Origin of the sequence: Mycobacterium sp. 852002-51163_SCH5372311 (genome assembly GCF_001667115.1) — a bacterium.
Taxonomy (GTDB): Bacteria; Actinomycetota; Actinomycetes; order Mycobacteriales; family Mycobacteriaceae; genus Mycobacterium.
Map to the genome: position 1 here is coordinate 13,866 of NZ_LZIJ01000089.1, position 19,334 is coordinate 33,199.

Consider the following 19,334-nt stretch of genomic DNA (forward strand, 5'->3'; position numbering starts at 1 on the left):
CCGTTATCCGCTGTTGCGTAACGCGCTGGCCAAGCCGTTCATCGTCAGCAGGATGCCGCGCTGCACCAGTTCGTCGTCATCACCCGAACGGTAGCGGCGCAGCAACTCCACCTGAAGGTGATTCAGCGGCTCCAGATACGGGAAGCGGTTGAACACCGAACGCGCCAGCGCCACATTGTCGGCGAGCAGGTCCTCTTGGCCGGTGATGAGCTTGTGCATGGCGATGGTGCGCTGGTGTTCGTCGGCGATCTTGTCGAAGACCCTGCGCCGCAATGATTCATCGGGCACCAGCTCGGCATAGCGAGCGGCCAGGCCCAGGTCACTTTTGGCCAGCACCTGCGCCAGGTTTGAGAGCACGCTGCGGAAGAACGGCCAGCGCTCATAGAGGTCGCGCAGTACCTGCACCCGCTCTGCTTCGGTACCCGCGGCGATCCACTGCTCGAACGCCGAGCCGGTGCCGTACCAGCCGGGCAGCATCACCCGCGACTGGCTCCAGGCCAACACCCACGGAATCGCGCGCAGATCGGCGATCGACTCGGTGGGCTTGCGCGAAGTCGGCCGGCTGCCGATGTTCAGTGACCCGATTTCGCTGACCGGCGTGGAGGCCTTGAAGTAGTCGACGAAACCCGGTGTGTCGTGGACTAATTCGGCGTAGGCGCGTTGCGCCAGCCCGGCCACCTCGTCGAGGACGGCGTAGGCGGGCTCTGCGGCATCACCAAGGCCCTCCACGTCCAGCAGCGTGGATTCCAGGGTGGCGGCCACCAGGCTCTCCAGGTTGCGTCGCGCCATGCGGGGTTCGGCGTACTTGGCGGCGATCACCTCGCCTTGCTCGGTCAGCCGCAACGACCCGCTGACAGCTCCGGGCGGCTGCGCCAGAATGGCCTGGTAGCTTGGGCCGCCGCCGCGGCCGACAGTGCCACCTCGACCGTGGAAGAGCCGCAACCGGATTCCGGTCTTGCGGGCCACTTCCACCAAGGCCAGCTCGGCCCGGTAGACGGCCCAGTTGGCGGCCAGATAACCGCCGTCCTTGTTGGAGTCGGAGTAGCCCAGCATCACCTCCTGCGAGTCGCCGCGCGCGGTGACCAGCGCCCGGTACAGCGGAAGCTCCAGCATCGAATGCAGAATGGTCGCCGCGTTGTGCAGATCGTCGATTGTTTCGAACAGCGGCGAGATGCCAACGGGGCAATACAATTCCGGCCCGGAAGCGTCCAGCAGGCCGGCCTCCTTGAGCAGGATCGCGGCCTCCAGTACATCCGACACCGACCGGCACATGGAGATCACGTAGTTGGGCACTGCGGCGGAACCATAGATCTCGACCGCGCGCGCCGCCGCCGCGACGACACCCAACTCGCCGCGGGCCAGCTCCGACAATTGCGCGCGGTCGCCCAACAGCGGGCGTCTGGTGCTCAGTTCGTCCGCCAACAGTTCGACCCGCTGGTCCTCGGACAGGGAGCTGTAGTCCGGATGCACCCCGGCCCATGCCAGCAGCTCGGTGATCACCTCTTCATGCACGTCGGAGTTTTGTCGCAGGTCCAGGCCGCACAGGTGAAACCCGAAGACTCCCACGCCTTCCCGTAGCAGGGCCAGCCGGTCATCGGCCAACAGGGCGGCGCCGTGGGTGCGCAGCGAGGTGTCGATGGCGTCCAGATCGGTCCGCAGTTCTGTCGGCGTGGAATACGCCGGCAAACCCATGTCCAGCACATCCTGGGGCTGCCGGTCCAGGATCTGGCTCGCGGTTGCGGTGAGTCGACCCCGGATCACCCGCAACGCCCGCCGGTACGGCTCGTCGGCGCGGGCCTTCTCCGTGCAGCCTTCGGCCAGTTCGGCCAGCTCGGAGGTCACCGTGATCAGCCGCCCCGACATCGTCAGCTCCTGCTCGAGGGCGGTGAGTTCGGCCAGGTAGTGCGCCAAGGCGGTATAGGCGGCGCTCCCGGTGGCCAGGCGCACCACGTCGGCAGTCACATTGGGATTGCCGTCGCGGTCGCCGCCGATCCAGGAGCCGGGCTGCAGAATCGGCCCGGAGAGCAGGTCGGCGTCGGGCCAGCGAGTGCGCAATGCTTCCCGGACTTCGGCATTGACCTGTGGGACCACCTCGAAGAACGACGATGGGTACAGCCGCAGCCCGGCCTCGATCTCGTCGCTGATCTGCAATCGGGACAGCCGCACCAACGCGGTCTGCCACAGGGTGAGGACCTGGCGCCGCAACTCGAATTCGATGTTGCGCCCGGCGTCGGTCTCAGTGTGCCCCTCCGCGTGCAGTCGCATCAGCTCGGTGATCCGGTGCTGGGTGACGAACACCGTGCGCCGCCGCGTTTCGGTCGGGTGGGCGGTGCTGACCGGCGAGACCAGTGCACCTTTCAGGGCCTCGGCGACGGTAGCCGAATCCAACTCTGCGCGATCGAGTTTGGCGTAGGTGGCGGCCAGACTGCTGTCCTGAGGCGGCTCTCCCGCTTTGACGTGAATGGCGCGGCGACGCTCCCGGTGGATGTCTTCAGCGACGTTGGCCAGCAGCGCGAAATGGCTGAACGCCCGGATGACCGGGATCGCCAGACGAATGTCGATCCCGTCGAACATGCGCGACATCTCGGCCCGGTCGATCTCGGAGCGGCGCACCCGGAACGCTTCCACCCGGGCTCGCTCGACGAGGTCGAACACCTCGTCGCCGTTCTGCTCGCGGACGGTGTCGCCGAGGATGGTGCCCAGCAGCCTGATGTCGGCGCGCATCGGCTCGGTCGCCTCGCGGCCGACCCGTGTCCGGTGCACGGCACCGATGGGTTCCAGCGCGGTGTCGATGGTGTCAGCCATGCGTCTCAGTATCGACGCGGATCGTCGGCGCCGCCTGCTGCGGGTGTCTGCGCTGTCGAGTCTGCATTCATGGCATCGAGCCTGCGGCCGCGGCGGAGTCTCATCGGCAGTTCACGCCCTCATTGCAGGATCAGTTAGTACCGCCGGGTGCGGCGCCTTTGGCGGGCCCGACGACGTTCGGTAGGCTGCGCCTCATGGTTTTGGCCCTGCAGATCACCCTCGTGGTCACCAGCGTGCTGGTGGTGTTGCTGGTGCTGCTGCACCGTGCGAAGGGCGGCGGTCTGTCGACGCTGTTCGGCGGTGGTGTGCAGTCCAGCCTTTCCGGGTCGACCGTCGTCGAGAAGAACCTGGACCGCTTGACGCTGTTCATCACCGGCATCTGGCTGGTCAGCATCATCGGCGTCGCGCTGGCAATCAAGTACCACGTGCACTGACAGCACGCATGAACTATCCACAGGGGCCGGGGCCCTATCCCCCGCCTGAGCCTCATCGGCCGTCGGGCCCCTATCCGCCGGGTCCCTATCCGCCGCAATACGGCCAGCCGCCCCGGTACGGCCAGCAGCCCGGACCGCCTCAGCCGTATCCCCAGGCACCGCAGCCCAGTCCGTACCAGGCCCGCCCCTCCTACCCGCCCCAGCAACCCGGTCCGCAGGGGTACGGACAGCCCGCCGAAGGCATCGCCGTGACCACCCAGTACTTCCCGCTGGGATTCACGATGGCCCTGTTCAAGCCTAAGATCGTCGTCGACGGGTACGAGGCGCCGGTGGCAGGTTGGGGCCGCACGGTCGTCCCGGCTCGGCCAGGTCCGCATCACGTGCACGTACATGTGCCGTATTGGCTGCCGCCGCAGATCGGACCGGCGGACACGTCGGTCGAGGTTCATCCCGGCAGGCTGGTTGAGCTCGAATACAAGGCGCCGGTGTGGGGGTTCAGCCGCGGTTCGCTGGGTGCCCCGCCGCAGAGCTACAACGGCGTCGGCATCACCATCGGCGTGATAGCGGTGTCGATGTTCCTGGCGGTCGCGCTCCCGCTACTCATGATCCTGGCCAGGATGTGATGCGCACGCGAATCTTCGTGCGATGCCACGCGGCTGCTGAGGAGTTTTAGGGCAGCGGTCCGCCGGCGGCGATGGCAGCCAGGGTCGCGAACTGTTCCCCGTCCAGCGACGCCCCGCCGACCAAGCCCCCGTCGACGTCGGGTTGAGCGACGAGGTCGCCGACGTTTTTCGCGTTCATCGAGCCGCCGTAGAGCACCCGCACGGATTCGGCAATCCTCGACGAGGCTAGTGACGCCAACTCCTTCCGGATCGCCGCGCACACCTCTTGAGCATCGGACGCACTGGCCACCCGTCCGGTTCCAATCGCCCAAACCGGTTCGTAGGCGATGACGACCTGCCCGATCTGCTCGGCCGACAGCCCATCCAGCGAGCCGCGCAACTGCTCGACGTTGTGGGACACGTGGTTTCCCGCCTCGCGTACCTCGAGGTGCTCGCCGATACAGACGATCGGGGTCAGTTCGTTTCGGAGCGCCGCTGCGGCCTTGGCGGCCACCAGTGCGTCGTCCTCGTGGTGATAGGTGCGCCGCTCGGAGTGCCCGACGACAACGTAGGTGCAGCCCAGCTTGGCCAGAAAGACGCCGCTGATGTCGCCGGTGTAGGCACCCGAGTCATGTTGCGACAGGTCCTGGGCGCCGTAGGTCAGCCGCAGCTTGTCGCCGTCGACCAGGGTCTGCACGCTACGCAGGTTGGTGAACGGCGGCAGCACCGTGACGTCAACCTTGTCGTAGTATTTGTCCGGCAGCGCAAAAGCGACCTTTTGCACAAGCGCGATCGCCTCGAAGTGGTTGAGGTTCATCTTCCAGTTGCCGGCTATCAGCGGCTTGCGGCTCACGAGTCTCCTGCTCCCTTGTCTTGATCGGGCTGCGCACTCCGCAGTACTTCGATACCTGGAAGCGCTTTGCCCTCAAGGTATTCCAGCGACGCACCGCCGCCGGTGGATATGTGCGAGAAGTCCCCTTCGGGGATGCCCAGAGCACGCACCGCGGCTGCGGAGTCACCGCCGCCCACCACACTGAACGCGCCCTTGCGGGTCGCTGCGGCGATCGCTTCGGCAACACCGCGGGTGCCGACGGCGAACGCCGGAAATTCGAACACACCCATCGGGCCGTTCCAGAACACGGTGCTGGCGTTGGACAGCAACGCTGCGAAGCGTTTGACCGATCCCGGGCCGATATCGAGCCCCATCATGCCGTCCGGGATGGCGTCGCAGGCCACGGTTTGCGATGGCGAGTCGGCGGCGAACTGCTCGGCAACGACGATGTCGCGGGGCAGTCGCAGGACGTCGGCGTAAGTGTCCAGCAACCGGCGGCAGGTCTCCACCATTTCGGTTTCCAGCAACGACTTACCCACCGAAAACCCCTGTGCGGCAAGGAATGTGAAGCACATACCACCGCCGATCACGATGCTGTCGGCTTTCGTTGCCAACGACTCGATGACGCCGAGCTTGTCCGATACCTTCGACCCGCCCAAAACCACCGCGTAAGGGCGTTTGGTCGAGCTGGTCAGCTGCTCCAGCACGTTGATCTCGTCAGCGACCAGCGTGCCGGCGTAATGCGGTAGCAGGGTGGCAACGTCGTACACGGAGGCCTGCTTGCGATGCACCACGCCAAAGCCGTCGGAGACGAATGCGCCTCCCGGCGAGACCAATTCGGCCAACTGCTTGGCCAGCGCAAGTCGCTGGCCGTCGTCCTTGCTGGTTTCGCGCGGGTCGAACCGGATGTTCTCCAGCAGCAGGATGTCGCCGTCGGTCAGGCCCTCGGCGCGGGCCAGCGCGTCGGCGCCCACCACGTCGTTGGCCAACTGCACGTGCCGGCCCAGCTGCTCGGCGAGTGCCGCGGCGACCGGCGCCAGCGACAGCTTCGGATCGGGACCGTCCTTGGGACGGCCCAGATGAGCGGTCACCACGACTTTCGCGCCGGCGTCGAGCAGCGCTTTCAACGTCGGCGCCGACGCGGTGATCCGGCCGGCGTCGGTGATGTTGCCGTCATCGTCGAGCGGCACGTTCAGATCGCTGCGCACCAGCACGCCGCGACCCGAAACACTCTCGGCCAGCAGGTGTTTCAGAGTTGGAAGCGAAGATCCTGCCACGGCTAGAGCGACTTGCCGACCAGCGCGACCAGGTCAACGAGACGGTTGGAATAGCCCCACTCGTTGTCGTACCACGAAACCACTTTGGCCTGGTTGTCGATCACCTTGGTCAGACCGGAGTCGAAAATCGAGCTGTGCGGGTCGGTGACGATGTCGCTCGACACGATCGGCGCGTCGTAGTACTTCAGGATGCCTTTGAGCTTGCCCTCGGCAGCGGCCTTGAACGCCGCATTGATCTCCTGGGCGCTGGCGGACTTGGACAGGTCGGCAGTCAGGTCGGTGACCGAGCCGGTGGGAATCGGCACCCGCAGCGCATACCCGTCGAGCTTGCCCTTGAGACCTGGCATCACCAAGCCGATGGCCTTGGCCGCACCGGTGGACGTGGGCACGATGTTCAGCGCGGCAGCACGGGCCCGCCGCAGATCCTTGTGCGGACCGTCCTGCAGGTTCTGGTCCTGGGTGTAAGCGTGGATGGTGGTCATCAGGCCCTTGACGATGCCGAACTCGTCGTCGAGGACTTTGGCAAGCGGCGCAAGGCAGTTCGTCGTGCATGACGCGTTGGAGATGATGTTCTGGCTGCCGTCGTACTTGTCGTCGTTGACCCCGAGGACGATGGTGATGTCCTCGTCGGTGGCGGGCGCGGAGATGATCACCTTCTTGGCGCCGGCCTCCAGGTGGCCTTTGGCCTTGGCCGCGTTGGTGAACAGCCCGGTCGATTCCACCACGACGTCGACACCGAGGTCGCCCCACGGCAACGCGGCGGGACCCTCCCTGACCGCGAGCGCCTTGATCTTCGCCGGCCCCACGACGATGGTGTCCTCGCCTTCGAGGGAGATGTCGTGGGGCAACCGGCCCAGGATGGAGTCGAACTTGAGCAGGTGCGCCAGCGTGCTGTTGTCGGTGATGTCGTTGACCGCGATCACTTCGATGTCGGCCGTGCCCTCTTCCTGTTGAGCCAATAAGGCCCGGTAGAAGTTTCGTCCGATTCGACCGAAGCCGTTGATGCCTACTCGGACCGTCACGTGTCTCTCCCTGTCTTCTCCGCTGTCTCACTGATGAACCGCTCGTGGTCAGCCTAGATCAGTCGTTGACAACGGTCGCGGGGTCGGTAACAGTCCCAGTGCCGGGGCTCTGTGACGGATGTGCCTCAAGGGTTTCGATGGACACGAGTGACGACCAGCGAGGCCGAGCCTGCGGTGAGAGCGTGCCGGGCGCGAAACAGCACGCCGTGTACGCAGGCTCGACGCCAGGAACGCAGTCTCGAAGCAGCGCGACCGGCCGGACAGCTAGGTGATCGGCTTTTCGTCGGACGGCGCGGTCTTCGGCCGAGCACGCTTCATCGGACCGCGGCGCGGGTGAGCCGGCTGCGGCGGCTGAGCCCATTCGGCGCCGGTGGCCTCGAACAGACGGGTGATCTCGGCCACGTGCATGTCGGCGAGATCCCACACGTCGGGGATCAGGTCGCGGTCGGCGATGAAGCCGAAGTCGAGACGGTCCAGATAGCTGACGACGGTGATGTTGAGGCCCTGCCCGTCGGTGACGATCGACACCGGGAACTGGTGGGCCAGCTTGGCGCCGGCGAAGTACAACGGCTGGCGCGGCCCGGGAACGTTGGAGATCACCAGGTTGAACGGCAGCGATACGCGGTCCGCCAATCGCAGCCGGGACGCCAGCCGTACGGCGGCGGTGGACAGCACCGGCGGCGAGTACCGGGTGAGGTCGACCAGTTCGGCCGCCGGCACCAGCTCATGCGTGCGCTTGGCGTCTTGCATGGCCTTGCGGCAGCGGGCGACACGTTCCACCGGATCCGCACAGTCGGTCGGCAACTCGGCGACGATGGCCGATACCCGGTTGGTCCACGGGTCCGTCTCGTCGCCACTGCGGATCGACACCGGCACCATCGCCCGCAGCGGGCGGTCCGGCAGTGCGTCATGAGCCAACAGATACTGGCGCAGGGCGCCGGCGCAGATCGCCATGACGATGTCGTTGACGGTGCTGCCGGTGGCGTCCTTGAGCCGCTTGACGTTCTCCAGCGACGTGGTGCGCATGGCGAACCGGCGGTGCGGGGTGATCGATTTGTTCCACGGCGTCGGGGGCGCGGTGACCGTGGGCAAGGGGATGTTGGGCCGGTTTCCCCGGCCCAGCTGGGCCACCCACTTGACCGCCGCCCCGGCGCGACTGGCAGCGCTGCTCACGCTGTGAATCCCGGCGGCGTCGGCGAGTTGACCGACGATCCGGGCCTGCACCAGCATCGCCCGGAACGGGTTACGAGCCAGTTCGCCCGCCGTGCGGCGCAGCAATTCGGCGCTCGACGGCAGCGCCTCGGGCTCCCAGGCTGGGCCCGGGCCCGGCGGCGGCACATCAGGTTCGGTGTCGGTGACGATTTGCAGCATCAGCTGCCCGGAGGCCCCGTCGATGGTGGCGTGGTGGTACTTGGTCAGCAGCGCCCAGCGGCCGTCGGCCAGGCCGTCGATGACGTACACCTCCCACAGCGGCCGGGTGCGGTCCATCGGTCGCCCGACGATTCGGCACACCTGATCGGCCAGCTGGTCTACGAGACCCGGTCGGGCCAAATGCAATTCGCGGATGTGGTAGTCGAGGTCGAAGTTGGGATCGAAGATCCAGTAGGGATGGTCGAGTCCGAATGGCACTTCCACCAAACGTCGACGCATGGGCTCCAGCTCGCCGACGAGCGACGCGTATTTCTCGTACACCGCCGCATACGGGTCGTAGTCCGGGCTGGGCCGTTCGAAGATCATCAGGCCGGTGACATGCCCGAATGTCGTCGACGTCTCCATGTGCAGGAACGCGGCGTCCAGGCCGGTGAGTTGCTTCACGATTAACTCCTAGGTTATTCGGGTGCCGCGAACGAAAACTGCTCGCGCAGAGCGCGTTTCAGCGCCTTGCCGGTCGGGGTGCGCGGGATGGCGTCGGTGAACACCGCCCGCTTGGGCAGTTTGAAGCGCGCCAGCTTGCCGCTGCAGTGCTCGAGCACCGCCGCTTCGTCGAGTTCCGGATCCGCGCGCACCACCACCGCCAGCGGCGATTCACCCCACTTCGCCGAAGGCATGCCCAGCACCGCGACATCGGCGATGCCCGGGTGCGACAACAGGACGTCCTCGATCTCGGCCGGGTACACGTTCTCTCCGCCGGAGATGATCATGTCCTTGATCCGGTCCTGGATGTAGACGAAACCGTCGGCGTCGCGGACGGCGACATCGCCCGTGTGCAACCAGCCGTCGGTGATGGTCTCCGCGGTCGCCTCCGGACGGTTCCAGTAGCCGGCCATGATGTGACGGCCGCGCACCAGTAACTCTCCCGCCACGCCCGGTTCCACATCGGCGCCCTGCAGGTCGACGATGCGCACATCGGTGTGAAAGAACGCCTTGCCGGTCGATCCGATGTGCGACATCGCGTCGTCGGGGCTGATCACGCAGGCCGGGCCGCAGGTCTCGGTGAGCCCGTAGACCTGGTGGACCTCGTATCCGAGACCGGCGTAGGTCTCGATGAGCGACGGCGGGACGGGCGCCGCCCCGCTGAAGAAGCAGCGCAACTGCAACTGCTCGCGCAATTCCGGCCGATATGTCGGCAGCATGAAGTTCAGCATTGCCGGCACTGCAAGCGTGGTGGTGACCCGCTCGTCGCGGAAGACGTCCCAGATCCGTTTCGCGTCGAAGTTGCGCAGCAGAATGATCGTCGCGCCACGGTAGACAGAACACGCCATCGGAGCGAGCGCGCCGACGTGAAACATCGGCATCGAGATCAGGTAGCGGTCACGGAACCGTATATCGGTGCTCGCCAACATGGTGAGCAGCGCCCACTGCACACTGTCGTGGGTATGCACTGCGCCCTTCGGCAGCCCGGTGGTGCCGGAGGTGTACATGATGAACAGCGGGTCACCCCCCTCTGCCCCGTTGCCGTCGACCAGCACAGGATCCGGCCGCGCCTGATCAACCAGGCCGTCGAAGTCCTGCGCCCACCCGGGGCCATCCGGGCCGACGCGCAACCAGTGCGTCACCGGTGTGCCTCCCTCGTCGCGGTCGTTCCCGCCACGGTCATGCAGTTCGGCGACCACAGCGTCGAACTCGGCGTCGAAGACCAAGACCGCGGCCCCCGAATCGCGCAGCATGAACGCCAGCTCGTCGGCGACCAGCCGGCAGTTCAGCGGAACGAACACCAGCCCAGCCCGGGCCGCGCCGTAGAACACCTCGATGAACTCGTGGTTGTTGGGCAGCAGCACCGCGACCCGGTCCCCCTTGCCGAGGCCCATGCCGGTCAGTACCCGCGCAGCCCGGTTGGCCCGCTCGTTGAGCTCGGTGAACGTGAACCGCAGGCCGGCGGCGTCGTCGACGAGCGCCTCCAGTCCGGGATTCAGCTCGGCTCGTTTGCTCAGATGCGATCCGATATTCATGGCTTGCCTTTCCGGGTCGGCGCGCTAGGTGGTGAGCAGTCCGCCCTCGACGGGCAATGTGATCCCGGTAACGTAGCTGCTCGCGTCACTCGCGAGGAAGACCAGTGCGGCACTGAGCTCTTCGGCGTGGCCGACACGGCCCATGAGCGTGCGCGGGATGACGGTGGTCTCGATGTAACCGTCCGGGAACTGGTCGGTCATGTCGGTCTCGAAGAAACCGGGCGCCAGGGCGTTGACCCGGATGCCTTTGCGCCCGGTCCACTGTTGGGCCAGGTCGCGGGTCAGACCGATCAGACCGGCCTTGGACGACGCGTAGGCGGCCTGCGGCAGACCGGCGGTGGTCAGGCCGAGCACGCTGCTGATGTTGATGATCGAGCTGCCGTGCGGCATGACCTGTGCGCACGCCTGCGCCATCCAGTAGCAACCGTTGAGGTTGAGGTCGATGACCGACCGGAACTCGTCGGGAGTCTCGCGGGTGGCCGGGACGGCGGTCCCGACGCCCGCGTTGTTCACCAGGATGTCGACCCGCCCGAAGGTGTCGATCGCGGCGTTCACCAGGCCCCGGCAGTGCTCTGGGTTCGTGACGTCGGTGCGCACCGCAAGGGCCTTGCGCCCCGCGGATTCCACCAGTGCTCGGGTTTCGGCCAGCCGGTCTTCGCGCCGCGCGCCGAGCACCACGTCGGCTCCGGCCTCGGCCAGGGCCTGAGCAAACGCGACGCCGAGGCCGCTCGAGGCACCTGTGACGATCGCAACCCGGTCGTCGATTCGAAAGCGGTCGAGGATGCGCATCACGCGGCGCCTGGGCATAGTCTCGAAATCACTGTTGCACCGTATCCCGATATGTTGCATCTAGGCAACGGTCTGCGATTTATTTCACTTTAGGCATCGCCTGCTAATATGTTGCAGTAGCACGCGGGATCACCGCCAGGGAGGTGCGACATCGGCGAAACACAGTTGGTTCGCCTGCTGGCAGCGACGGACCGGCGCCCCGATGCGCTGACGGCGTTCCGCATCGCGCGCCGGTGGTTCATCGCCGGCCGGCGAATCGAAATGCGGGAATTGGCAGCCGAACTCGGCGTGAACCGGGCCACGCTCTTCCGTTGGGTCGGCGGCCGCGACGATCTGCTGGCCGAGATCATCTGGTCGCTTGCCGAGCCGACGCTGGCGCGGGCGGTCAGCGACGCGGCCGGGTCGGGGGGACAACGGATCGCGGACATCATGGGCCGTTTCGTCGCCCTGCTGGACGAAGCGGACTTTTTCCGAGCTTTTCTGCAGCGAGAACCGGAACGGGCGCTTCGTATCCTCACCACACGAGCCAGCACAGTTCAGTCGCGGTTGATCGGCGCCGTCGAAACCCTTGTCGGCGAAGAGGTTACGCGCACAGGGATGCACCCGCCCCTGCCGCCGCACGACCTCGCCTACCTGATCGTGCGGATCGTCGAATCCTTTCTCTACGCCGACATCATCACCGGCGAAGAACACGACACTGCAAAGGCGGCGCTGGCGATCACCGCACTGCTCGGAAGCGATGCGCCTTCTGGCAAGTCATGACGTGGCGGGCGCGGCCTTCTGAGTCGTCACATGGACGGGGAACTCGTCGCCCGGCTCGGGCCAGGGCTGACGGGACAGCATGTCCTCGACGGTGACATAGCCCGCCTCGATCAAACCGGTCTTGGCGTCGACAATGCGGTACCACTGCTTTTGGGTGTGGATCGGCTGGCCTTCCAGGATGATGACGCGCACCTCGCCCTCCTCGAAATTGCAGCGCCGTTGCGCCGCTTCGACAAGCTGCTCGTTGTGCAGATGCCCTTCGCCGAAGTTCCAGCCGACCAGCGGGCCGGCAACGAGCTCGCCTTCGCGCACTTTGTAGTCGGCCTCGTTGGCCTCTCCACCCAGAGCGCGCGGGAGCAGGCCGTTGAGAGCCCTGCCGTGGGTGTGCATGGCGCGGAACGCAGCGACCTTGTCGGACATGATTTCGGCGGTGTCGGCGTCGTAGAGCTTGGCCAGCTGATTGACAACCAGCGCAGAGCTTTTGACGATGTTGGCCTCTATCTTGTCCTCGGCGCCCGGGCGGAAACACCAAACGCTGGTGGCCCAGTTGCCGGCGTAGTACCGCATGGCGGGCAGGAACGAAATCTTCTCGGGGAACATGTTTCCCGCGATGACCACGGCCACCGCGACCAGCACGAGCGCCAGCAACAGCGGCGACTGAAGATCGGTGGCCTTGATCGCGCCGTAGTGCCCGAACAGATAGAACAGCGAGAAGATGAAAAAGACGTTCCACTCCAATGGGACCCCCATCGGGAGGTTGGAAATGATGTTGAGGTGGAAAATCACCATGAAGCCGATGAGATACCACCGCCAGGGTTGATCGCCGGCGACGAACACCAGAACCGTCGGGATCACGAACTCCGCGGTGGTGCCGCCGACATGAGCCATCAGCTTCGGCAACCGCGACGGCCGCAGGTCGTTGACGTGGTCGAGGTACAGCAGATGCTTGACCGGGTTGAACAACCGGCTGCGTAGCAAGGCGTTGTTGCTGGTCATCACGGCAACGACGTAGGGGAAATGGTGGTTGAGTTTTGAGGTCGCCGCGCCCCACCACAGGCACAGCATGATGATCTTGAATGCCGCGATCTGGTCTGGAATGAACGGGAAGAAGAATACGAACAGTTTCAGCCAGTAGTGCTCACCGCGGGCCGCCAGAAAGATGGTCTTGTCGCGCAGGCCCAGCAGCGCCAGGGCAACGATGGTCGGGATCACCAGCTTCGGGTCGATCACACCCACATCGCCGGTACCGGTGACGGGTCCGCCGTGCCCGGGCGACAACAGCGCCCACACCCCGCCGGCCAGCACGATGGCGTACAGCGCGACGTCGACAATGGTGCGGCTGTCGCCGCTGGTCAGCGGAACCTTGCCCGGCCACGGAGGCAGCCGAATAGTGTTGGGCCGCAGCCAATAAAGAAATCCGCCGATCGGCGGCATGAACCGCCCGGTCAGTGGTCCGGATCCGCAGCCGAAGCCCATGACCTCGAACAGCAGGGTGAAGATGATGAACTTCTGATACACGATCGGCTGTGTCCACCAGTCGGCGATGCGGCTCAGGCCGCCCAGGCCGGGGGTCAGCGAGATGATCGCGGCGGGAATGGCGACGTACAGGCCGATCTTGATCAGGTAGAGCAGATACACCGCATAAGGCGTGCCGAAGCCGTGCTCGGCCCAGTGCCGGGTGACAACTTGCAGCCGCGCTGCCCGGGGCTGGTTCTGCCAAGTTTCGGGGTCGACGTCCGGAAGCTCCGGTGACATGAAACCCATCGCGACCTCATTCCCAGAAGTTGGAACCAAATCAGTTGGTAGCAAAATAAGTCGACGGCGCGGTGAATGTATAGGTCGCAGGCCATATTCGTGTGCTCAGAGCGGTTCGGCCGTCGCATCAAGGCCCGCCGGCTCCGCTCGTTACGATCTAGGGACTCGACGGCCGGTGGAGCCGCGAAGGAGGAACGTGAGCACTGACAGCGAAGACCACGAGCACGGCAAGTGGGACCCCGGCCTGACCAAGCGGCTGATGAGCGTGATGCGGCCGGTGTTGAAGACGTACTTCCGGTCGGAAGTGCACGGCCTGGATAACTTCCCGCCGGGCGGGGCGCTGGTGGTCGCCAACCACTCCGGTGGCCAATTCCCCATGGACATTCCGATCCTGAGCGTCGACTTCTACAAGAAGTTCGGCTACGACCGCCCGGTCTACACGCTGAGCCACGACATCCTGTTCACCGGTGTCACCGGGGATCTCTTCCGGCGCACCGGCTACATCCGGGCCAACCGTGAGAACGCGGCCAAGGCGCTGCGCACGGGCGGCGTGGTGGTGGTCTTTCCCGGCGGCGACTACGATGCCTACCGCCCGACGATGTCGGAAAACGTCATCGACTTCAACGGCCGCAAGGGCTACGTCAGCACGGCGATCGAAGCCGGCGTGCCGATCGTGCCGATGGTCTCCATCGGTGGACAAGAAACCCAGTTCTATCTGACCCGGGGCACTTGGCTGGCCCGTACCCTGGGGCTGAAACGCTTGCTGCGCAGCGAGATTTTGCCGCTGTCCTTCGGTTTTCCGTTCGGACTGACCAGTCCGATTCCGCCCAATCTACCGCTGCCCGCCAAGATCGTGACGCAGGTGCTGGAACCGATCGACATCGTCAAGGAATTCGGCAAAGACCCAGACATCGATCAGGTCGACGAGCACGTCCGCGCGGTGATGCAGCAAGGCCTGGATGAACTCGCCGCCAAACGTCGTTTCCCGATTCTGGGCTGAGTCATGGCATCTCGTATCGAACAAGCCGTCGGAATCATCAGCACCCTGCGGCGAGCCCGCATGATCGCCCCGATGCGCCCTGACCGCTACTTGAAGATGGCCGCCGCCATGCGTCGCGAAGGCATGGGGATGACGGTGGGTTTCGCCAGCGCCGCACAGCGTTGCCCGGACCGTCCCGGCCTGGTCGACGAGGTGGGCACGCTGACCTGGCGGCAGCTCGACGAGCGGATCAACGCATTGGCGGCAGCCTTGCAGAAGATGCCCTCCGGCCGCCCGAAGGTTATCGGGATCATGTGCCGCAATCACCGCGGTTTCGTCGAGTCGTTGGTGGCGGCGAACCGGATCGGCTCCGACGTCTTGCTGCTCAACACCTCGTTTGCCGGTCCGGCAATGGCCGACGTGGTCAACCGCGAAGGTGTCGACGCGGTCATCTATGACGAGGAGTTCACTGCGACGGTGGACCGCGCGCTGGCCGACCAACCGGATGCCCTCCGCATCGTGGCTTGGGCTGACGGTGACCACGAGCTAACGGTCGAGAAGCTGATCACCGATCACCTCGGGCAACAGCCCGAACGCACCGGCGGAAAGAGCAAGATCATCCTGCTCACCTCCGGAACCACCGGAACGCCTAAGGGCGCCAAGCAATCTGGTGGGGGCGCCGGAATCGGCACGCTCAAGGCCATCCTGGACCGCACGCCGTGGCGCGCGGAGGAGACCGTCGTGATCGTGGCGCCGATGTTCCACGCGTGGGGGTTTTCGCAACTGATCTTCGCTGCGTCGATGGCCTGCACGGTGGTCACCCGCCGCAAATTCGACCCGGAGGCCACCTTGGACCTCATCGACCGTCACCAGGCGACGGGCCTGGCGGTGGTGCCGGTGATGTTCGACCGCATCATGGATCTGCCCGACGAGGTGCGCAACCGCTACAGCGGCCGCTCGTTGCGGTTCGCCGCGGCATCCGGGTCGCGCATGCGGCCCGACGTCGTCATCTCGTTCATGGACCAGTTCGGCGACGTGATCTACAACAACTACAACGCGACCGAGGCCGGCATGATCGCCACCGCCACGCCGGAGGATTTGCGCGCCGCACCAGACACCGCCGGCCGACCGGCCGGTGGAACCGAAATCCGGATCCTGGACCAGGAATTCAACGAACTGCCGACCGGCGAAGTCGGCACCATCTACGTCCGCAACGACACCCAGTTCGACGGCTACACCTCGGGCGCCTCTAAAGATTTTCACGCCGGGTTCATGTCCTCGGGCGACGTCGGCTTCCTCGACGAGAACGGTCGGCTGTTCGTCGTCGGTCGCGATGACGAGATGATCGTCTCCGGCGGCGAGAATGTCTACCCGATCGAGGTGGAGAAGACGCTGGCGGCCCACCCCGAGGTGGCCGAGGCCGCGGTGATCGGCGTCGACGACGAGCAGTACGGGCAGCGGCTGGCGGCATTCGTGGTGCTCGAACCCGGCGGCACGGCTGACGTCGAGACCCTCAAGCAACACGTCCGCGAGAACTTGGCCAACTACAAGGTGCCCCGGGAAATAACCATCCTCGACGAGCTTCCCCGCGGCAGCACCGGCAAGATCCAGCGCAACGAACTCAAATCGCTGGTGAGTGACTCATGAGGGGCGCACGGCTGCTACGGACACTGCGAAAGCCGAGGCCACTGACCCGGGGCGCGCTGGAATTACTCAACGCCGCCAACGGATTACGTCCGCTCAGCCGCAACCCGTACGCCTCGGTGCTGGTGTTCTGGTTCGGTTGGCCGGCATCGGAGGTGCCGGGCATTTACGGTGCCGCCTCGGTACTGGACGCCGTGCGCCGTGGCCGTCGCGGCGATTTCGCCGGCGCGAAAGGCAAAGCGGCGCTTGCCCTTACCGTCGCATCATGGGGCATCCTGGGGGTGATCCGCTATCGCGGTACGACCACCGCCGGCCCGGTGCTGGAAGCCGGTCTGGCCGACCAACTCGGCCCAGACTACGAACAGGAACTCAAAGCACTGCCGACGCAGCCGACCCGCAGCGGCCGGCGCAACCTACCGCTGCGCACCACGGTGGCCCGGCGGCGCTTCGTCGACAAGCAGAACGTCGTGTCCTACGGGCCGCACGGGCACGCCAACCTGGCCGACATCTGGCGTCGCCGCGACCTCCCGCGTGACGGGAAGGCCCCGGTGCTGCTGCAGGTACCAGGCGGGGCATGGATGATCGGGTGGCGACGTCCCCAGGCGTATCCCTTGATGACTCAACTGGTTTCGCGCGGCTGGGTGTGCGTCTCGATGAACTACCGCGTCTCCCCGCTGCATACCTGGCCCGACCACATCGTCGACGTCAAGCGCGCGCTGGCGTGGGTCAAGGAGAATATCGCGGCCTACGGTGGGGATCCGGATTTCGTTGCGATCAGCGGAGGTTCGGCCGGAGGTCACCTGTCTGCCCTGGCGGCACTGACTCCCAACGACCCCAAGTTCCAGCCCGGCTTCGAAGAAGCCGACACGTCGGTGGTGGCCGCCGTCCCGTTTTACGGTCGCTACGAGTGGTACACCACCGAGGCACCGGGCCGTGCGCAATTCGTCGACGTGCTCGAAAAGCTAGTGGTCAAGCAGAAATTCAGCACGCACCGCGACATCTACCTCGACGCCTCGCCGCTGCGGTACGTACACGCCGACGCGCCGCCGTTCTTCGTACTGCACGGAACAGACGACTCGCTGATCCCGGTCGCCGAGGCGCGGGAATTCGTGGAAGAACTGCGTGAGGTTTCCAAGTCCCCCGTCGCCTATGCCGAGCTGCCGTACGCCCAGCACGCCTTCGACATCTTCGGTTCCCCACGGGCTCACCTGGCCGCCGATGCCGTCTCCCGGTTTTTGTCCTGGGTGTACGTGACGAATCCGCCTCCGTCACACGGCAAGCGCTAACGGCTTATAGCTGTTCGGCGGCGCGTTCGAGTTCGGCCAGCGCCGGCTCGATGGCGTCAGCCATCTCGTCGATGTCGTTGGCCACCTCGGGCGTGGTGACGAAGCCGAAGTCCAGGTATTCCTGGTAGGAGAAACAGGTGATGTTCAGCGCGACGTCCATCACCGGTGGCCCGAGGGGCACTAACGAATCCAGCTTGGCGCCGGCCATGTACAGCGGGAAGGGCGGGCCCGGGACATTGGAGACCACCAGGTTGATCGGCGCCAGGTTGTGCGACAGCCCGGTCGCTGTGTAGGCGCGCGCGGCGAGCTGCAGCAGGCCGGGCGGCGTGGTCTCGGTCAGTCCCATTATTTGATGAGCCGACAACGCCTTGGCCATTTCCTTTGCGCTTCGGGTACTTTCGTGAATGGCTTTGAGCCGCTCCCCCGCATCCTCGACATCGGTGGCCAGCGACGCGGTCATCGAGCTGATCTGGTTGCCGACGTCGCTGGCGGTCGCATCGGTGCGGGTCGAGACCGGGATCTGCGCGATCAGCGGCTTGGCCGGCAGCTCGTTACGCTTCTGCAAGTACTCGCGCGCGGCACCAGCCACCATCGCAAGCACCACGTCGTTGAGCTTCACACCGAACGCGTCCTTGACAGTCTTGGCCCGGGCCAGCTCGACGCGGGTACCGCTGATCCGCCGGTGCGGCGACACGGTCGCGTTGAACCGGGTCTTCGGCGCCTCGAAATAGCCGGGCGGCTTGCTGCTGACGCCCAGTGCGGCGATCTGCTGACGCACAGTTTGCTCGAGCAGCCGGGTGATGCGAAACGGCGTCTTGACCGCCACGTTGATGAGTGCGCCGAGCGCGCGGCGTTCGATGCCTGGAAGCTGAAATCCCACCAGTGACCCCACCGTCTCCTTCTGCGGCGGGCGCGGTTCCGGTGTGACATCCAACAGGATCTCGCCCAGTCCGGCGCCGGAAACGCCGTCCACGATGGCGTGATGCATCTTGGTCAGGGTCGCGATTCGGCCGCCCTCGACACCCTCGATGACCCACAGCTCCCACAACGGCCTGGAGCGGTCCAGCTTGTAGGACATCAGCCGGCCCACCAACTCCTCGACCTCGCGGCGGCCGCCTGGACCCGGAACTCCGATCCGGCGGAGATGGAAGTCGATGTCGAGATCCTGGTCCTCGACGAACCACGGCCGGTCCAGTCCGAGGGGGGCGCCGGTGACCCGCCACCGCAACTGCGGGAGCTCCGGCAGCCGCTCGATGAGCATTTCGCGGAGTCGCTGAAAGCTGTAGTCAGGAGCATGCTCGATATCGCAGATCGCCAGCGCACCCACATGCATATGCCAGCCCGCAGTTTCCGCTGACCAAAACGCCGCATCGACACTCGAAAGCCGCTTCATGCGATGACCGTAGCGCCCGTCTGGGTGCCGCGCCCAGCGATCGGCGACAATCTCACGGCGCGCGGCGGCATGACCGCGTCCGACTCGGGAATGTGCACGCTCTTCGCGCACATGGCTTGGACGCCTCGTGATTTGCCGCGCACGTGTCTGCCGGCGGCATTCGATGTCTCGCGGTTGGGTGTGAATCCTGGGCTTTGCGAGTGAATCCTGGGCTTTGCGGGTGAATCCTGGGCTTTGCGGGTGAATCCTGGGCGGAGATTCGGGCCGATCCCCCGCCCTACGCTCACAGCGAACGCCGTCAGCTCACACCCAACGCCGTCAGCTCACTCCCAACGCCGTCAGCTCACTCCGAACGCCGGCAGGCC

General features: G+C 65.7%; 15 protein-coding genes. 6 read left to right on the plus strand and 9 right to left on the minus strand.

Annotated elements, in window-relative coordinates; all coding sequences use genetic code 11:
• Nucleotides 1-3: 3 nt before the first annotated feature.
• Nucleotides 4-2,805 (minus strand): phosphoenolpyruvate carboxylase, encoded by a 2,802-nt coding sequence (gene ppc, locus A5791_RS11760; protein WP_067236001.1) that lies wholly within the window; start codon nucleotides 2,803-2,805, stop codon nucleotides 4-6.
• A 194-nt stretch (nucleotides 2,806-2,999) separates the two neighbouring features.
• On the opposite strand from ppc, the gene secG reads away from it, so the two are divergent.
• The gene (gene secG / locus A5791_RS11765) at nucleotides 3,000-3,239 is read left to right on the plus strand and encodes a preprotein translocase subunit SecG (RefSeq protein WP_067236004.1); all 240 of its coding nucleotides are present in this window, start codon (nucleotides 3,000-3,002) and stop codon (nucleotides 3,237-3,239) included.
• Nucleotides 3,240-3,247: 8 nt separating this feature from the next.
• Entirely contained in the window at nucleotides 3,248-3,862 is a 615-nt protein-coding gene (locus tag A5791_RS27215) for a hypothetical protein (protein WP_231995868.1), read from the plus strand.
• A 46-nt stretch (nucleotides 3,863-3,908) separates the two neighbouring features.
• Here A5791_RS27215 and tpiA read toward each other — a convergent pair whose 3' ends face one another.
• The 6 genes from tpiA to A5791_RS11800 all read right to left on the minus strand — a co-directional run bounded on the left by tpiA (nucleotide 3,909) and on the right by A5791_RS11800 (nucleotide 11,150).
• Nucleotides 3,909-4,694: a triose-phosphate isomerase gene (tpiA, locus tag A5791_RS11775; RefSeq protein WP_067236010.1), complete on the minus strand. Its 786-nt coding sequence runs from the start codon at nucleotides 4,692-4,694 to the stop codon at nucleotides 3,909-3,911.
• Nucleotides 4,691-5,950 (minus strand): phosphoglycerate kinase, encoded by a 1,260-nt coding sequence (pgk, locus tag A5791_RS11780; protein ID WP_067236014.1) that lies wholly within the window; start codon nucleotides 5,948-5,950, stop codon nucleotides 4,691-4,693. Before pgk ends, tpiA begins: the two co-directional genes overlap by 4 nt.
• Before the next feature lie 2 nt (nucleotides 5,951-5,952).
• Nucleotides 5,953-6,972, minus strand: coding sequence for a type I glyceraldehyde-3-phosphate dehydrogenase (gap, locus tag A5791_RS11785; protein ID WP_067236018.1), 1,020 nt, complete (start codon nucleotides 6,970-6,972; stop codon nucleotides 5,953-5,955).
• 264 nt (nucleotides 6,973-7,236) lie between these two features.
• Nucleotides 7,237-8,787 carry a wax ester/triacylglycerol synthase family O-acyltransferase gene (locus A5791_RS11790; RefSeq protein ID WP_067236021.1) on the minus strand — a complete coding sequence of 517 codons (1,551 nt, stop codon included), beginning with the start codon at nucleotides 8,785-8,787 and terminating at the stop codon, nucleotides 7,237-7,239.
• A gap of 14 nt (nucleotides 8,788-8,801) precedes the next feature.
• Nucleotides 8,802-10,361, minus strand: coding sequence for a long-chain-fatty-acid--CoA ligase (locus A5791_RS11795; protein ID WP_067236024.1), 1,560 nt, complete (start codon nucleotides 10,359-10,361; stop codon nucleotides 8,802-8,804).
• A gap of 24 nt (nucleotides 10,362-10,385) precedes the next feature.
• Nucleotides 10,386-11,150: an SDR family NAD(P)-dependent oxidoreductase gene (locus A5791_RS11800; RefSeq protein WP_067236038.1), complete on the minus strand. Its 765-nt coding sequence runs from the start codon at nucleotides 11,148-11,150 to the stop codon at nucleotides 10,386-10,388.
• A gap of 165 nt (nucleotides 11,151-11,315) precedes the next feature.
• Between A5791_RS11800 and A5791_RS11805 the strand changes: the two genes are divergently transcribed.
• On the plus strand, nucleotides 11,316-11,912 hold the full coding sequence (locus A5791_RS11805) for a QsdR family transcriptional regulator (RefSeq protein ID WP_231995869.1): 597 nt from the start codon (nucleotides 11,316-11,318) through the stop codon (nucleotides 11,910-11,912).
• Here the strand turns inward: A5791_RS11805 and A5791_RS11810 are convergent.
• Nucleotides 11,907-13,676, minus strand: coding sequence for a DUF3556 domain-containing protein (locus A5791_RS11810; RefSeq protein ID WP_067236039.1), 1,770 nt, complete (start codon nucleotides 13,674-13,676; stop codon nucleotides 11,907-11,909). The genes A5791_RS11805 and A5791_RS11810 overlap by 6 nt on opposite strands.
• A gap of 250 nt (nucleotides 13,677-13,926) precedes the next feature.
• Between A5791_RS11810 and A5791_RS11815 the strand changes: the two genes are divergently transcribed.
• From A5791_RS11815 to A5791_RS11825, 3 genes are read left to right on the plus strand one after another with little or no spacing between them, the layout of a single operon-like run.
• The gene (locus A5791_RS11815) at nucleotides 13,927-14,667 is read left to right on the plus strand and encodes a lysophospholipid acyltransferase family protein (RefSeq protein ID WP_067236285.1); all 741 of its coding nucleotides are present in this window, start codon (nucleotides 13,927-13,929) and stop codon (nucleotides 14,665-14,667) included.
• Nucleotides 14,668-14,670: 3 nt separating this feature from the next.
• Nucleotides 14,671-16,293 (plus strand): acyl-CoA ligase FadD12, encoded by a 1,623-nt coding sequence (fadD12, locus tag A5791_RS11820; protein WP_067236041.1) that lies wholly within the window; start codon nucleotides 14,671-14,673, stop codon nucleotides 16,291-16,293.
• Nucleotides 16,290-17,576: an alpha/beta hydrolase gene (locus tag A5791_RS11825; protein WP_067236044.1), complete on the plus strand. Its 1,287-nt coding sequence runs from the start codon at nucleotides 16,290-16,292 to the stop codon at nucleotides 17,574-17,576. The genes fadD12 and A5791_RS11825 overlap by 4 nt, the downstream gene beginning before the upstream one ends.
• A gap of 4 nt (nucleotides 17,577-17,580) precedes the next feature.
• Here A5791_RS11825 and A5791_RS11830 read toward each other — a convergent pair whose 3' ends face one another.
• Nucleotides 17,581-18,969, minus strand: coding sequence for a wax ester/triacylglycerol synthase family O-acyltransferase (locus tag A5791_RS11830; RefSeq protein WP_067236047.1), 1,389 nt, complete (start codon nucleotides 18,967-18,969; stop codon nucleotides 17,581-17,583).
• Between the last annotated feature and the right edge of the window lie 365 nt (nucleotides 18,970-19,334).

Coding starts and splice junctions, on each gene's coding strand:
- secG (WP_067236004.1), top strand. CDS start 3,000: ATGGTTTTGGCCCTGCAGATCACCCTCGTGGTCACCAGCGTGCTGGTG.
- A5791_RS11810 (WP_067236039.1), bottom strand. CDS start 13,676: ATGGGTTTCATGTCACCGGAGCTTCCGGACGTCGACCCCGAAACTTGG.
- A5791_RS11830 (WP_067236047.1), bottom strand. CDS start 18,969: ATGAAGCGGCTTTCGAGTGTCGATGCGGCGTTTTGGTCAGCGGAAACT.
- A5791_RS11825 (WP_067236044.1), top strand. CDS start 16,290: ATGAGGGGCGCACGGCTGCTACGGACACTGCGAAAGCCGAGGCCACTG.
- A5791_RS11800 (WP_067236038.1), bottom strand. CDS start 11,150: ATGCGCATCCTCGACCGCTTTCGAATCGACGACCGGGTTGCGATCGTC.
- A5791_RS11795 (WP_067236024.1), bottom strand. CDS start 10,361: ATGAATATCGGATCGCATCTGAGCAAACGAGCCGAGCTGAATCCCGGA.
- A5791_RS27215 (WP_231995868.1), top strand. CDS start 3,248: ATGAACTATCCACAGGGGCCGGGGCCCTATCCCCCGCCTGAGCCTCAT.
- fadD12 (WP_067236041.1), top strand. CDS start 14,671: ATGGCATCTCGTATCGAACAAGCCGTCGGAATCATCAGCACCCTGCGG.
- ppc (WP_067236001.1), bottom strand. CDS start 2,805: ATGGCTGACACCATCGACACCGCGCTGGAACCCATCGGTGCCGTGCAC.
- A5791_RS11815 (WP_067236285.1), top strand. CDS start 13,927: ATGAGCGTGATGCGGCCGGTGTTGAAGACGTACTTCCGGTCGGAAGTG.